Consider the following 15,159-nt stretch of genomic DNA (forward strand, 5'->3'; position numbering starts at 1 on the left):
ACCAAAACCACGAAAGGAAAAATCACCAGCTTGACCCAAAACCCGCTCTGCGGGACATACCTTCACCCGGGTCAATTCTCGATGGAAATACCGGGTCACTTCTCAGCGGAAATCTACATCAATGTGACGTCATCATCGCGCGGATTGAGACCGAGGCCGCGACTTATAGCGACATTAACCCCTACAAGCTCGTTCTGTACATACTGAGCCTCTGCCTAAAGGCGCTTGCCGGATTGTCCGCCGCGATCGGCTTCTCGATCACGGTCTTCGCCAAGGTGGCACTTGCCATAATCATAGCGCTTGGTCCGATCTTCATTGCGCTTTCTCTCTTCGAAACCACCCGCAGGCTCTTCCATGGATGGCTAGGCCAGGCGTTCAACTTCATCGTTCTAATGGCGGTCATTATCGCGATCACGGCGCTGATTACTGACCTCGGCGCAACCGCTATCACCGCTTCTGAGGGCGTCGGAGATGCAGCCCTGGGTGCGGTCCTGTTCGCGGTCTACATCTTCCTCGGCACGATCTTTTTCTTCCAGGCGCCGTCGATCGCAACCGGCATCGCCGGCGGCGCCGCAGCGGGCGTGGGCGCTTTCGCCGGATCGGCCTGGGGCACAATGGCGGCACCCTTCCAGCAGCGCCGCATCTCCCGAAACAGCCGCAATCTCGAACGCGCTGCGCAACGTGGCGGTTCGGTCAGTCGCGCCTCATGATGACAAGGAAGAGCATATGACGAGGACGTCCAAGCTCGGTAAATTGCTCCGTCGATCGGCCGTGTTCATCGTCCTGCTGCCGTCGCTCGCCCACGGGGTATCGGGGCCGAAGAAGCTGCCGGTTTGCAACGGCAAGCACCTGCGTGACGCGAACATCTATGGAAGCGTTTTGCCGGGTTCACCATTACCGGCCGTGGTTGCGCCCCCTGCCCCGCCACCCGTGCCGCAGATCAAGCAACCGATCGAAGGCGGGACACCGCCGCCGCCGGTTCCCGACCCCGCGCCCGAAAAGACTTCCGCGCGGACGGATCCTCGATCCTTTGGGAGTTGCTGACCATGCGCAGCCAGGCGGAGGGCGTGCCCGCAAAGGACGCCGAGCTCTATTTCGGGCAGGCACGATCCTGGGATCAGGATCGCCAGCGCAAGTCGCTTCGATCCGAGCGCATCGCGTGGATCGTGGCAGGCCTGGCGATGATTGTGTCAGCTGCGGAGGGGTTCGCGCTCGCGGGGCTGGCACCGCTCAAGACGGTGATGCCGTACATCATTCGGGTCAATCAGACGACGGGTGCGGTCGACGTCCAGACCACCCTCACCCAAAAACCTATGCGGTACGATGAGGCGGTAACGAAGTTTTTTCTCGCCCAATATGTCAGGGCAAGGGAGAGTTGGCTGCCGGCGGCAGCTGAAGAGAATTTCAGGGCCGTCGCGATCTTGTCCGAGCCCGGCGAGCAGCAGCGCTGGGGTCGCTTTTTCAGTTCGAACAACGCGGCGAGTCCACAGGTCGTCTGGGGCAAAGGTGCGGTGGTCCAGGCCCGTGTCCGCAACATCGCCTTCATCAATGACCGTGTTGCCAACGTGCGCTTCACCCGCACGGTGCAGACCGAAACGGATACGCAGAGCAGTGATTGGATCGCGACGGTGACCTTCCAATACACCAACGCGCCGATGGCGGAGGGCGACCGGTACCGTAATCCGCTTGGGTTTCAGGTCCAAAACTACCGCGCCGACCCGGAGGTGGTGCGGTGAAGCGGCTGATCCATATCGCAGGCATCCTCGCGCTTATTGCCGCGCCCGCCTTGGCCGAGGATACGCCGCGCGCGGGACCGGCAGACCAGCGCGTGAAGTTCGTCGAATATCAGGAGACCGAGGTCTACCGCATCGTCGGCACCTTCCGCACCGCGACCCAGGTCGTCCTCGGTGCCGACGAGACGATCGAGCATGTCGCACTAGGGGACACGGTATCGTGGGAAGTGGCGGTCGCCGGTCACATCCTTTTCCTGAAGCCGCGCGAACGCGCGGGACCTACCAACCTTATCGTCACGACAAACCGCGGCGGAGAGCTTCGCAACTACGCGTTCGAGCTGACGACGCGGCGGGGACCGATCGGTCGCGGCAGCAGTAACACCTTCTTCCAGGTCCGTTTCCGCTACCCGCGTGATGAAGCAGACCGCGCGGCCCGGATGCGGGAGACCCAAGAGGCGCAACGCGTCGCGGCGCTTCAGGCGAGCGTCGTTCGCGGTGCGCTCGATCATGGTGTGATAGAGGGGCCGCGCAATTTGAATTACAAGGTCCAGGGCTCGAGCGACCTCCAGCCGTCGGAGATCTCCGACAACGGCCAGTTCACGGTCCTGCGCTTCCCAGGAAACCATGAGATTCCGGCGATCTACCTTGTTCGGCCGGATGGCTCGGAAAGCCTTGTCCCGTTCGATGTGCGAGACGAATTCGTTGTGGTGCATGCCGTTGCGGCTCAACTCCGACTGCGCCGTAACCGAGAGGTGCTGTGCATCTATAATCTGGCACCGACCCCTTACGGTGTCGACTACGGCACCAACACTGCGTCGCCGCATGTCGAGCGCACCCTTCAAGACCCGAAGGAGTGAGCGCGATGGACGAATCTGCGCCTGAGGACCGTCGTCGCCCGCATGGCGATCCCACGCCCGAGCGCGACGAGATCATCCGCGAACGCGGTATCGACCCGATCGGCGGCATGACGCCGGCGAAGCGCAACACAGCGCTGATCTTCGCCGGCACGGCGATGGTGCTCGGCATTCTGTGGGTGAATTCGGGACCGAGCAAGAATGTCAGCAGTTTGATGGCGAAACCTGAAGCAATGGCGCGGCGACCCGATCTCGCGGCGCGCGAGACGGTCGCTTATGATGCTGTCGCTGCAAAGGCCAAGCCGCTCGGCCTAGCAGCTGTTGATCCCAACGCGCCGGTCATCAACCCAGCGCCTGGTGCACAGGTCGTCGGCCCTGATGGCCAGATCGTACCCGCAATTCAACCGGGAGCGGCCCCCGCCGCGGCACCGCAGAACAATCGCCAGAACCTCGCCGACCAGGCGCGGCGATCGACATTGATCGCCTATGGCGGCCGGGACGCGATGCGCGCTTCGGGAGCCGGGACCAGCGCCGATCCCGCCCAGCCAGAAACAGCCGGCGATGGATCTGCGGGCCAGGCCGCCCGCGGCACGCCCAATGCGCTGGACGCGCTTCGGCAGAGTTCTGCGGTCGGCGAAGCGCGGGCGTCGATGCTGCCGAACCGCAACTACCTTGTGACCGCCGGAACGTTGATCCCGTGTATTCTCCAGACTGCCATGAACTCGGCGCAGCCCGGCTACACCTCCTGTTTGATCCCGCGCGACGTCTATTCCGAAAATGGTCGGGTGGTGCTGATGGAAAAGGGCACGAAGGTGCTCGGCGAATATCATGGCGGCATCCAGCAGGGGCAGAACCGTCTCTTCGTTCTGTGGACGCGAGCCGTGACCCCGCAGGGAGTCCGCATCGACTTGGCGTCGCCCGGCTCGGACGCGCTCGGACGCGCCGGCATCGCCGGATCGGTCGACACATTCTTCTGGGCGCGGTTCGGCAGTGCATTGCTGCTCTCACTGGTCGACGACGCCGCCTATATCGCCGGTCAATCGGTGTCGGGCGGCAGCAACAACTTCAACAATACGACGCGCACGCCGAGCGAAGGCGCGGGCATCGCACTCCAGAACAGCATCAACATCCGCCCCGTGCTCAAAAAGAACCAGGGCGAGGAAGTCGGGATCTTCGTCGCCAAGGACTTCAACTTCGCCGACGTCTACAATCTTGAGCTGCGGCGCTGACGTGAGCGATACCGCCGTCCTGCGCCACTATCTCGCGCCGATCCTGCCGCTGCTGGAGCCGGCCGAGGTGACGGAGCTTGTGATCAACAAGCCCGGCGAGGTCGGCATCGAGGATCATCAGGGCTGGCATTGGCATGATGTCGCCGAACTCGACAGCGAATGGCTCGCGACGCTCGCCGTTGCCGCCGCGAGTTTCACCCGGCAGGACGTCAATGCAGAGACTCCGATCTGCTCGACGATATTGCCTGGTGGTGAGCGCTGCCAGATCGTCATACCGTCGGTGACGCCGAGCGGGGCGCCATCCTTCACGGTGCGCAAGCCCTCGCGCGTCAACCTCGCAATCGATCAACTCGCCAACACGGGACTGTTCAAGGGAACGCGCTCTGCCGCACGCGGTCTCGGCGGGGTCGATGCGCAGCTTGTAGCGCAACGCGATGCCGGTGACTGGCCGTCCTTCTTCAGGACCGCAGTTGCTGCCCGCAAGAACATTCTGGTGAGCGGCGCGACCGGGTCAGGCAAGACCACCTTCGCCAAGGCGCTCATCCAGCTGATCCCGCCCCATGAGCGGCTGCTGACGATCGAGGATACGCGCGAGCTCGTCGTCGAGCATCACAACGTCGTTCATATGGTCTATTCGAGCGAGCGGCAGGGCCTCGCCAAGGTCGGCCCCAAGCAATTGCTCGAAAGCGCGCTTCGCATGCGCCCCGATCGCATCCTGCTGCAGGAGCTGCGCGACGGCACCGCCTTCTTCTATCTGCGCAATGTCAACTCGGGCCATCCTGGCTCGATCACGACCGTCCATGCCGGCTCGGCCATGGGAGCGTTCGAGCAGCTCACCTTGCTGGTCAAGGAATCGGAGGGCGGACGGGATCTCGCCCGCGACGACATCCGCGGGCTGCTTCGCATGTTGGTCGACGTTGTTGTCCAGACCCGCAAGCACGCCGGAAAATTCGAGGTCGAGGAGGTATATTTTGACCCGCCTGTCGGACGCACGACCGCTCACTAGGGTCGCGATCGTCGCGGGGATCCTCGCGGCGGTGCTTATCCTCTGCTCCCTGTGCGCGGTGCTGGTGGCGCTCGTCGGCTTGAAGCAGATCGGGCCGCAGATGCAGATCACGGCGGTGCCAGCATGGCTCTGGTACTATCGCGGCGATCCGCTCCTCCACCTGTGGTTGAAGCGGGGCGCGTTGGTCAGCGGCGCAATCGCCTTCGTCATTTTGCTCGTCATCCTGAAACGGGGGCGCTCGCTGCATGGCGAGGCGCGGTTCGCGCGTGAAAGCGAGATCCGGCAAGAACAGCTGCGCAGCAAGAGCGGCATCATCGTCGGCCAGAAGGGTGGCCGCTATCTTGTGTTCGGCGGGACCGAGCATGTTCTGCTCGAGGCGCCCACGCGTGCTGGCAAGGGCGTCGGTGTCGTGATCCCCAATCTTCTGAGTTGGGCGGACTCGGTCGTGGTGCTCGACGTGAAGCGCGAGAACTGGGACATCACAGCCGGCTTCCGGGCGCGCCATGGCCAAGCCGTCTATCTGTTCGACCCGCTCGATCCCGAAGGGCGGACCGCGCGGTACAATCCGCTGAGCTTCATCGATCGTCTCGACGACGTCGATGTGGTCAACGAGCTCCAGAAGATCGGCGGCATGTTATTTCCAGCACCCGAGAAGGCCGACCCCTTCTGGGCTGAAGCCGCGCGCGCCGCCTTCGTCGGCGTCGGCTCCCTTGTTGCGGCCAACCCCGCCCTCCCCTTCACGATCGGCGAAATCTACCGGCGGCTGACGGCGGGCGACCCGAAGGTCGAGCTGCCCAAGGTTGTCGAGGAAGCGCAGAAGCGCGGGCAGCGGCTAAGCCAGGCCTGCGTCTCGGCGTTGAGCGACTTCACCTCCGCGTCCGACAACACCTTCTCCGGTATCAAGCAGACGATCACCTCGAAGCTCAGCCTCTGGCTTAACCCGTATGTCGATGCAGCGACGTCGGAGACCGACTTCGATCTGCGCCAGGTCCGCCGCGAGCGGATCTCGATCTATCTGGGCGTATCACCAGACAACATCGACCGCATCGCGCCGGTGTATAATCTCTTCCTGCAGCAGCTGATCGACCTCAACACACGGGAGCTGCCGGCCTCAGGGGGCCAGGTGCCCGTCCTCCTGCTGCTCGATGAATTCGCTCGACTGGGCAAGGCACCGGTGATCGCGTCGGCCTTTTCCTATGTCGCCGGCTACGGGCTACGCTTGTTGCCGGTAATCCAGAGCCGCTCGCAACCGCGGGGAATCTACGGTGCGGACGTCACCGACGAGATTATCGCCAACTGCGGTCTGGAGGTGGTTTTCACACCGAAAGAGCTGAGGGTCGCCAATGAACTCTCCGAGCGGCTCGGCTTCTTCACGATGAACGTAAAGTCGAAGAGCCGGACTATCCATGGCATGCTCGCCAATCGCAGCATTTCAGAGTCGGATCAGCGCCGGGCGTTGATGATGCCACAGGAACTGATGCAGATGCCAAAGGGCGAACTGCTGTTGCTGCGCGGCGGTATTCCCCCGGTCCGGGCGCGCAAGATCGAATATTTCCGCTCTCGGCATTTCACCAGCAGGATCTCGGACCCGCCCAAGGTTGCGCCGCGGCTGATTATGATCCCGCAGGCGAAGCAGGTCTCGCCGTCGGCCAGCGCCGGCGCCGGCTCGGACGCGTTAACCCAAGCGATAGAGGCGAAGCGGGCGGCGCTCCTCGCCCCACCACCAACGGAGGAAGAGCCCGTCGTGACCCGCACGCTGACTGACGACGAACTGGCCGGCTATGCCGAGATCACCGATGATATGCTTGTCCTGGGCGAACTTGAGGAGCTTCCGCCGCCGGGCGATGAGAAAGCGGCGATCGCCTTCGTCATGGCGATGACCGCGCGTGCGGCCATCGAGCCGGACGACGATCACGATTCATCCGAAGCATTAGTGACAGCGAGGCATGATCATGGCCGATAATGACAAGGCGGCGGCGCCCAAGCAGCGCGCCAGGACCAACAGCGTCTCCTTTGACGAAATGGAGCGCGGCAAGGAGGCCGCCCCCGCAGTCCAGGCGACCCGACCCGACCCGGTCGCTCGTGCCATTGATGGGGAACGTACGGCCGAGCCGGGCGGGAAGCCGAAGGCTCCTTCCGTCGAGGCGGGCGATCTGCCCGAAGCCGTGCGCAAGCGCTATTATGCCGACAAGGCGAAATGGTCCGGGGAGCCGGCCTTCTTCACCTCGGCCGAAATGAAGGATCCAGCATTCCGCGATCAGGGCCGCCGGCTCGTCACGGCGACCGAGAGCCAGGAGGTCGTGAAGGATCTCGTCGCGATCGCGCAGCATCGTGGATGGGAGAGGATCCACGTCACGGGGACCGAAGCCTTCCGGCGATCGGTATGGCTCGAGGCGGGCCAGAAGGGGCTCGAGGTCAGAGGCTATAAGCCGAATGATCGCGATCTGCAGGAGCTCGACCGCCTGCGCAGCGATGCCAGCAAGAACACGATCGCGCCGATGATCGCGCGCGACGCGGCCGAGAGCCGCGATCCGGCGCCTGCCCGTCGATCGAGCGAGTCCCCCGTTACAGCGCGGCAGCCCGGCGGGCGCGCCGATGGGCGGTCGATGCCTAACGATCGGGCTGTCGATAGCCAGATGCGGGTGATGGAAGCCGTGATCCGGCGCACCTTGTTCGATAATCCAGAGGCCGTCACGCGCGTGATGACCGTAGCGCGCGCCCAGCTCGATGCGCATATAGCTGCCGGTCGCACTATTCGTCCCGCCATTGTCCGGGATGCGGGCGCATCGGTGCAACGCGGGGTCGAGCCTACCGCAGGGCCGGCGCGCGGCGCGCCTGTTCGGCAAGGCCGGGATCACAAGCCGCCCGAGCGCAGCCGATCGCGCTGATGCAGGCGCGGAGGTTGGTTTGAGAAACCTACCGTTCCTTCGTATAGGGCGAACATATTTGACCTATCGTAAACTGCGCATTGCCATCAGTTCGCAAATCATTCAAATAGTTCGTGATGGACGAACGAAAGCGCCAACCATTAAACCAGCTTCTCACCAACCTGGCCCCCGGGCTGATGGTCGATTCCGCGTGGTTGCAGGCGCAAGGTATCTCCAGGACATCGATCCACGATTATGTCCAGCGGGGCTGGCTCGAACGCGTCGCGCCGCGCGTCTACCGACGTGCGACCCCGGCTGGCGGGGCGACAAGCCTGCGTTGGGACATGGCAGTGATGTCGGCGCAACGGATTGGATCTGCATCCTTCTATATCGGCGGCATGACCGCACTCGAACTCCACGGGCTAGGGCATTTCGCCCGTCTCGGTGGCGATCGGACGGTCCATCTCTATGATCCGGAAGGCGCGGTTCCCTCCTGGCTGCCGAAGCTCCCGACCGACGCGATGGTAGTCCTTCACAACCGCTCGCTGTTCTCGAATCCGTCGCTTGGCGTCGAATGGCATCGGCTCGATCTCGGGACGACGCGCCTCGGAGCCGCCGTGCCGTCGCCAGACGCGAGTGAACCTTGGGACCATTTCTTGGCGGTAGCCGGTGCCGAGCGGGCAACCATCGAGATGATGGAAGACGTGCCCCAAAGCCTGAGCTTCGAGCATGTCGATACGATCTTCGAAGGCCTGACGACGTTGCGGCCGAGACTCCTGACCAGCCTGCTTGAAGGATGCAAGAGCATCCGGGCAAAGCGGTTGTTCCTGTTCTTCGCCGATCGCCACGACCATGGCTGGGCGAAGCATATCGATCGCCAGCATATCGATCTGGGTCGCGGCAAGCGGCAGCTCGTCCCGGGCGGGCGGCTGGACCCTCGTTACCAGATAACGGTGCCGGCGACCTTCGCCGCCAAGGCAGGGGAAACAGCCCAATGACCGCGCAGCGATATGTCGATCAGGTCAGCTTGCTCGTCCGCGCCATCCCCGAGATCGCGCGCGAAGACATCTTCGCGTTGAAAGGCGGGACCGCGATCAACCTGTTCGTGCGCGACTTGCCGCGCCTGTCAGTCGATATCGATCTCGTCTATCTGCCCGTCGCCGATCGCGATAGCTCGCTTCAGGCAGTCCGCGAGGGTCTCGACCGGATCGCGTCACGGCTTGAGCGAGACGGGCGCATGGCCGTCGAACGGCGGCTCCTTCCCGACGGCAAGCGCCTGGTGGTCCAGTCCGACGGCGTGACGATCAAGATCGAGGTATCCCCGGTATTGCGGGGCACCGTGTTCCCGCCGGTGCTGAGATCCGTGAACGCTGCGGTCGAGGAGCGCTTCGGCTTCGCCGAGATGCAGCTCGTGTCCGAGGCCGACCTCTATGCCGGGAAGATCGCGGCCGCGCTCGATCGCCAACACCCCCGCGACCTGTTCGACATCCACTTCCTGTTCGCCAACGAAGGGATCTGCGACGATCTCTTCAAGGCCTTCCTGATCTATCTCGTCAGCCATCCGCGTCCCGCGCACGAACTGCTTTGTCCGCACCGGCTCGACATCAGCGCCCAATATAGCGATGAGTTTCTCGGCATGACCGTCGCGGACCTATCGCTCGATGCCCTTCTGGAGGCGCGGGAGCAGTTGGTTCGAGAGATCCTCGGCCGTGCAAGCCAGGGTGCAAATCGCCACTTCCTCACCTCTTTCCATCACCTCACGCCGGATTGGGATGCGCTCGGCTTCGAGTCCACGATCGCGGACCTGCCGGCGCTGCGCTGGAAGCGCCTCAATCTCGAGCGGCTACGCTCGGAGAATCCGGCGAAGTTCGATCACCAGTTGCAGGCACTGCAGGATTGCCTTGGGTCGGCGTAAGCGTCATGGACCGCTTCGTGATCCTCGGCGACGCGGCGGAACATCTTAGGCGTGGCCGGCGGCGTGATCGAACCGATTGCTGAACCTCCGACTCAGCTGGAGCTTTGGCATGAACGCAGTGGCCGGGCGTCTCCTGGCGACCGTTTCGAAAAAGAGCAGCCGGACCAGTTATTTGGCGCTTGAGGATTCCCGTCCGTGTTCAAACCTTGCTCTCCCCATCACTGCCTTCGACTGCTAAGCACGATCAATTGACTCCTTCGCGACGTCGTTCGGGTCATGGGGCAAGGGCAAATGGGGAGCGGGACGGAAGTGCAATCTCAAGCTCGCGCAAACAATGATAGAGGCGGCGAGTTCGAGCGTCTTTGCTCGCAGTTTTCAGCGGGCGGAGAGCCCATAGAGGTTAATTTCCGCGAGCTTGTGGCGACAGTACCGGAGGGGCGTGGAACGCATCTCGTCCATCCTTATCCGGCAAAGCTTCTCGCAAAGATTCCCCAGTTTTTTCTCGGCTGTTCCGAACTCGTAACGCGTGGCTCGACCCTGCTGGATCCGTTTTGCGGATCCGGAACGGTGCCCTTTGAAGGCCAGTTGGGCGGTCTCAATGTCGTGGGTGCAGATTCCAACCCGCTGGCACGCCTCATTACCACGGCGAAGTTGACGCCGATTGACGTTGCGGCGGCGCGCCAAGAGCTGGCATCCGTACTCGAGAACCATGGCGCTTCTGCGATTGAAATGCCGGATGTGGTCAATCGAAGCCATTGGTTCTCCAATCGTGCTTCGGAGGGGTTGGCACGGCTTCGCTCAGCAATCATCAACAATGTCGCGAGTGAGCGACGTGCGATTTTCGACGTTTCGTTCTCCGCGACGGTGCGCCGGGTCAGCTATGCCGATCCGCGGCTGTCAGTTCCCGTTCGGATCAATCCCGAAAGAGCTGATCGATACGGCGCCAAGGGCGACGATGTCCTGCGAAAGCTCAAACGTTTGGAAACAATCGACGTCAAGTCGGTCTTCTGGACCGTCGCCAATCAAAATCTTCGGAGACTGGCGGAGACAAACAAGCTGTTCCCGCTTCGCTCGACCCAGATCAATGTCCTTGGAGACGCGACCGACCTGAAATTGCGGGATGCCACCGTCGATCTCGTCATAACCTCGCCTCCCTATGTCGGGGCTCAGAAATATATACGGGCATCGAGCCTGTCGCTGGGATGGCTTGGATTGACGCCCAACGCTGCCCTGCGTCAGTACGAAAAACACTCGATAGGTCGCGAGCATCTTTCGAAAAGCGAGCCGCTGCTTGATGGCACCGGCCTGTGCGAAGCTGACGAGATCGTCGCAGCGGTCGCCGACCGCAATCCGCTTAGGGCAAGAATCGCGCAGCGCTATTTGATCGAGATGCGGTTGGCATTGAATGAAATTGCGAGGGTGCTCAGGCCTGGCGGCAGACTCGTTCTTGTGGTCGGTCCAAATCTTGTCGCCGGACTCTGCTTCGATACCCCGGCCTATCTAAAGGGGTTGGCCGAGCAGGCCGGTATGACGGTCGAGCTACACCTGCTTGATACGATCGAATCGCGAGGACTCATGACGAAGCGCAATCGCACTGCTGGCATGATTCAGCAGGAATCGGTCCTAGTGTTCATGAGAGACTGACATGCTGACCAGCGATCAGCATCAAAAGATCTTCGATTCTCTGCAGATCAAGATCAAGACCCTCCATGACTCCATCTGGGAGCGACGCGCCGATTGGCCGCTCGTGGAGCGGTGGCTTGGCCAATTTGCCGAAGACGCCGACGTCAACGCAGATGAGCAAATCCAAGCGTTATTTCTCCTATCGAATTTCATGTATTTTGGAACGAGCGAGGTGAGAGCGCTGCTGCGTTCACTTTTTCGCGATTCATTCAGACCTCGGCTTGCGCAGCATGTGCGGGGTTTGTTGAGCGGCGCAAGCGATCCGGCGATTCTGTCTCCGGCCATCGACGCGGAGCTGGCAAAGACGCGCTTTGTTGCATTGGGGAATCCTGCGGAAAGCAGCGCGATGCTGTTATACTATTTTCGACAGGAGAACCGGCTGCACAAAGACCTCTTCATAAACGCCTCGGAAGTTTTTCAGCTGTCAGCCAGCGGTACGTCGGTGCAGGCCGACCTGAAGGATCCAGATATCGACCATTATGTCTTCATCGACGACCTGTGCGGATCGGGCGATCAGGGACTCGAATATTCGGCCGCAACGGTCGAGCCGATCAAGGCCATGAAGCCAGAAGCGAAGACTTACTATTATTCACTGTTCGGACTCTCCGAGGGGCTCGCACGTATTCGCGACGAGGGAAAATTTGATGTTGTGGGCAGCATCGTCGAGTTGGATCGGTCGTTCAAGGCGTTCGCACCAACGTCGCGCATATTCGCGAAGGCCGAGCCTCCTTTTGAACGAACCTTCACGGAAAAAATTTGTTCGGCGCATGGCGCCGTCCTCTGTCCTGAGGACCCTCTCGGCTATCAGGATGGGCAACTTCTGATCGGCTTTTCACACAACACGCCTGATAATACGCTCCCGATTTTCTGGTCGGATGGTGAAACCGGTGCCCCGTGGATTCCGGTCTTCAAGCGCTATCCCAAGGTTTACTGGCCGTGACCCCAAATTCCAACCCGTTCAGCCTGACCAAGGCCAATGACCTCACCAACGATCAGATCCAGGATCTATGGGTCGATGTTGGGTCTTCGGAGGCCCCGAACTCGCTGTTCAATTCGGGGCGGTTCGCGTCTCCCATGCCAACGTTCATTTTGGGAGGCAAAGGGAGCGGCAAGACGCATCTGATGCGCTATGCGTCCTATGCGTTGCAGAGACTTCGGACCGAGCAGAAGGGTGTTCCGATCAGCGCTGGGCTCCGCAACGATGGCTATATCGGCATCTACATGCGTTGCAGCGGTATCGAGAATGGCAGGTTCAGCGGCAAGGGGCAGAGCGAAGAGGCATGGCTTGAGATCTTTTCCTTTTATCTGGAATTGACGCTCGGTCTGGCGGTGCTGCGGATTGTCGCGGATGTGACCGCAAGGGATGAGTTGGACTACGATGCCAAGGTCTGTGACGGCATACGGTCACTTTTCGACGACACTCCCCCGACCTCTGCGTCGATTGCCGAGCTTATCGCCGACCTTGATGGTCGTCGGCGCGCACTGGATTACGAAGTCAACAACGCTGCATTCACAGGGCAGCTACATCCGCAGATCTCGGTCAGTCGGGGGAGGCTGATATTCGGATTGCCGAGCCTTCTTTCGGAGATCCCGGAATTCGAAGGATTACTGTTCTCCTATCAGCTGGACGAATTCGAGAATTTGACTTTCGATCAACAGCGACATGTCAACACGCTGGTTCGGGAACGGGAGAGCCCCGCGACTTTTAAAATCGGCGCTCGTCAATTCGGAGTGAGAACCCACCGGACACTCAGCGCCGATGAGGAGAATATCCGAGACTCCGAGTTTGACGAGATACGCCTGGATCAGCGGTTCAGGCAAAACGAGAACCAATATAAGGACCTGGTCAATCGGCTGGTCGGCCGAAGGCTGGAGGCGTTCTGGCCGAAAGCCAGGACCGGCCGCACTGCGGCCAACCGCAAGCTCAGCGACTGGTTCGACGAACCGGAGAAGAGTTGGGATGCGGAGCAATATCAGCAGATGGTGAAAGGCTTGCCGTCCGACGAACGGCCGCATCTGCTGCGGCTTCGAGAACGGCTCCTGGAATGCGCAAAGGGAGGAGATGTCCCCGGTGTCGCAACTGCGTCTGACTGCGAGACCGTGCTGGAGCACATCCGCGTGCCTGAATATCCGCTCCTCGAGAAGCTCAACACCGTTCTGATTTTCAACGCATGGGCGAACGGCCGCGATTTGACGTTGGAATCTGCGAACATCCATCGGGAGTGTTCGGCGTTTGTCGGTGGAGAGCGTGGTCAGAAATACAAGCAGAAGCTCAATCACTATAAGACCGATCTGATTGCCCAGATGATACGGTCGTCGGGTGATCGACAAACCTATGCGGGATTGTCGACATTTACGCGCATGTCGGAGGGACAGCCGCGAGCGCTGATAACTCTGCTAAAGCAGACCTTCGATTGGGCATCCTTCCAGGGCGAGCGTCCCTTCGAGGCCGGCCGGATCACAATCGAAGCGCAAAGCAAGGGCGCGCTTGCCGCTTCGGACTGGTTCTACAACAGCATGCGGACATCGGGTGAGGAAGGCAGGTCAATCCTGACGGCCATTACGCGACTTGCCGAACTTTTCAGGATCAACCGCTATGCTGACAACCCGATCGAGTGCTCACTGATCGGCTTCAGCGCCAGTCTTCATGAGGTTAGCACCGTCGCTGAACAGACTCTCCGGCTCGCCGTAGACCGATCGCTTCTGGTCGAGGTGCTTGGTGGGCAACAAGATCGAAACTCTGAACAGGTCACCCATAAGTTTCAGCTGAACCGGATGCTTGTGCCTCGATACGGCCTTCCCACCGGCAGACGCGGCATAAAGCCGCTCAGCACAGAGGAAATGGACGCCATTTTTGATCCAGGCAAAGGCGAGGAGTTCGCGGCCGTAGTCGCTGATTGGACCGCGCGGATGACCGCACCCTTCTCCCGGCAAGGCCGCGCGGCCAAAGCCGCGCCCGGTCCGTCGCGGCAATCAGATCTCTTTTCATAGGATCGTCATGAGCCACGATTACGGCATCTATTATCGTTGCGAGCTCAACGGTCCCGACGACTGGCAAGCGCTTCCCCATTGGGATTTCTTTGTTTCATCGTTCAATCGATCCGAGCGCATACGAACCGTCTATGACAGGATCAACGCGACCAAAAAACTCTGGGTGATCCATCGCGAATATAATCTGGATTCGGACGAGCATCCGCCGGAGGAAAGCTTCTACGACGGCACAGAAGACGAATCCATTTTTTGCAAGAATCTCATCACGAAACTCGTCGATTCAGGGGGATTCGACCCAGCCAAGAACAGTCTGTGCATCGACATCACTGGCATCGTGCGGCCCCACCTCATGTTTCTCATGAAGCTTCTACAAACCTTGGGTATCCGAACGCTGGATGCCTTTTACGCAGAGCCTCTCCAGTACGCGTCAAAGGAAAATACATCGTTTTCGGGTGGTCACATGTTGGGTGTTCGGCCAGTCCGCGGATTCGAGGGTTCGCCGATCACGGACGGCGACGATGATTTTCTCATCGTTGGAATGGGCTATGATGATCGGCTTTTGGCGGCCGTGGCAGAGAACAAGGAAAAAGCGGACAAGCATCAACTCTTCGGCTTGCCGTCGCTTAGGGCGGACATGTATCAGGAGAGCGTCCTTCGATCGCGTCGGGCAGCCGACGAGATCGGGGATCCGAACTTCGCGGAACAAAATCGATCGTTCGCCCCGGCCAACGATCCCTTTGGCACCGCTTCGGTGCTTAGCGAGCTTGTAGATTTCCGCTGAGAATTGACCCGGTAGGGGCATAAATTTCCATTGAGAATTGACCCATGTTTGAACCCGCCCCTGGCTGACCAGTCTGGGGTATCGGGAGTGATCGACATGG

General features: G+C 60.9%; 13 protein-coding genes. All 13 read left to right on the forward strand.

Annotated features, from left to right (window positions below; genetic code table 11):
- A partial coding sequence (locus ACP7BL_RS17080; RefSeq protein WP_426258872.1) for a type IV secretion system protein occupies positions 1 to 710 on the forward strand: 710 nt, incomplete at its 5' end.
- A gap of 336 nt (positions 711 to 1,046) precedes the next feature.
- Positions 1,047 to 1,736 (forward strand): virB8 family protein, encoded by a 690-nt coding sequence (locus tag ACP7BL_RS17085; protein ID WP_426258873.1) that lies wholly within the window; start codon positions 1,047 to 1,049, stop codon positions 1,734 to 1,736.
- Positions 1,733 to 2,590: a P-type conjugative transfer protein VirB9 gene (virB9, locus tag ACP7BL_RS17090; protein ID WP_426258874.1), complete on the forward strand. Its 858-nt coding sequence runs from the start codon at positions 1,733 to 1,735 to the stop codon at positions 2,588 to 2,590. The genes ACP7BL_RS17085 and virB9 overlap by 4 nt, the downstream gene beginning before the upstream one ends.
- A 5-nt stretch (positions 2,591 to 2,595) precedes the next feature.
- The gene (gene virB10 / locus ACP7BL_RS17095; RefSeq protein ID WP_426258875.1) at positions 2,596 to 3,816 is read left to right on the forward strand and encodes a type IV secretion system protein VirB10; all 1,221 of its coding nucleotides are present in this window, start codon (positions 2,596 to 2,598) and stop codon (positions 3,814 to 3,816) included.
- 1 nt (position 3,817) lies between these two features.
- Positions 3,818 to 4,822, forward strand: coding sequence for a P-type DNA transfer ATPase VirB11 (gene virB11 / locus ACP7BL_RS17100; protein ID WP_426258876.1), 1,005 nt, complete (start codon positions 3,818 to 3,820; stop codon positions 4,820 to 4,822).
- Entirely contained in the window at positions 4,788 to 6,785 is a 1,998-nt protein-coding gene (locus tag ACP7BL_RS17105) for a type IV secretory system conjugative DNA transfer family protein (RefSeq protein ID WP_426258877.1), read from the forward strand. The genes virB11 and ACP7BL_RS17105 overlap by 35 nt, the downstream gene beginning before the upstream one ends.
- Complete coding sequence (locus ACP7BL_RS17110; RefSeq protein ID WP_426258878.1) at positions 6,769 to 7,710, forward strand: LPD7 domain-containing protein; 942 nt, start codon at positions 6,769 to 6,771, stop codon at positions 7,708 to 7,710. Before ACP7BL_RS17105 ends, ACP7BL_RS17110 begins: the two co-directional genes overlap by 17 nt.
- A gap of 116 nt (positions 7,711 to 7,826) precedes the next feature.
- On the forward strand, positions 7,827 to 8,687 hold the full coding sequence (locus tag ACP7BL_RS17115; protein ID WP_426258879.1) for a type IV toxin-antitoxin system AbiEi family antitoxin domain-containing protein: 861 nt from the start codon (positions 7,827 to 7,829) through the stop codon (positions 8,685 to 8,687).
- Positions 8,684 to 9,604 (forward strand): nucleotidyl transferase AbiEii/AbiGii toxin family protein, encoded by a 921-nt coding sequence (locus ACP7BL_RS17120; RefSeq protein WP_426258880.1) that lies wholly within the window; start codon positions 8,684 to 8,686, stop codon positions 9,602 to 9,604. The genes ACP7BL_RS17115 and ACP7BL_RS17120 overlap by 4 nt, the downstream gene beginning before the upstream one ends.
- 309 nt (positions 9,605 to 9,913) lie before the next feature.
- Complete coding sequence (locus tag ACP7BL_RS17125) at positions 9,914 to 11,248, forward strand: hypothetical protein (protein WP_426258881.1); 1,335 nt, start codon at positions 9,914 to 9,916, stop codon at positions 11,246 to 11,248.
- A gap of 1 nt (position 11,249) precedes the next feature.
- The gene (locus tag ACP7BL_RS17130) at positions 11,250 to 12,227 is read left to right on the forward strand and encodes a phosphoribosyltransferase-like protein (RefSeq protein ID WP_426258882.1); all 978 of its coding nucleotides are present in this window, start codon (positions 11,250 to 11,252) and stop codon (positions 12,225 to 12,227) included.
- Positions 12,224 to 14,278, forward strand: coding sequence for a hypothetical protein (locus ACP7BL_RS17135; protein ID WP_426258883.1), 2,055 nt, complete (start codon positions 12,224 to 12,226; stop codon positions 14,276 to 14,278). The genes ACP7BL_RS17130 and ACP7BL_RS17135 overlap by 4 nt, the downstream gene beginning before the upstream one ends.
- Before the next feature lie 7 nt (positions 14,279 to 14,285).
- Positions 14,286 to 15,059: a hypothetical protein gene (locus tag ACP7BL_RS17140; protein WP_426258884.1), complete on the forward strand. Its 774-nt coding sequence runs from the start codon at positions 14,286 to 14,288 to the stop codon at positions 15,057 to 15,059.
- Positions 15,060 to 15,159: the final 100 nt, after the last annotated feature.

It is taken from the genome of Sphingomonas sp. DC1600-2, from assembly GCF_049897605.1.
Classification (GTDB): domain Bacteria; phylum Pseudomonadota; class Alphaproteobacteria; order Sphingomonadales; family Sphingomonadaceae; genus Sphingomonas.

Coding starts and splice junctions, on each gene's coding strand:
- ACP7BL_RS17120 (WP_426258880.1), top strand. CDS start 8,684: ATGACCGCGCAGCGATATGTCGATCAGGTCAGCTTGCTCGTCCGCGCC.
- ACP7BL_RS17140 (WP_426258884.1), top strand. CDS start 14,286: ATGAGCCACGATTACGGCATCTATTATCGTTGCGAGCTCAACGGTCCC.
- ACP7BL_RS17115 (WP_426258879.1), top strand. CDS start 7,827: ATGGACGAACGAAAGCGCCAACCATTAAACCAGCTTCTCACCAACCTG.
- ACP7BL_RS17130 (WP_426258882.1), top strand. CDS start 11,250: ATGCTGACCAGCGATCAGCATCAAAAGATCTTCGATTCTCTGCAGATC.
- virB10 (WP_426258875.1), top strand. CDS start 2,596: ATGGACGAATCTGCGCCTGAGGACCGTCGTCGCCCGCATGGCGATCCC.
- ACP7BL_RS17110 (WP_426258878.1), top strand. CDS start 6,769: ATGATCATGGCCGATAATGACAAGGCGGCGGCGCCCAAGCAGCGCGCC.
- ACP7BL_RS17085 (WP_426258873.1), top strand. CDS start 1,047: ATGCGCAGCCAGGCGGAGGGCGTGCCCGCAAAGGACGCCGAGCTCTAT.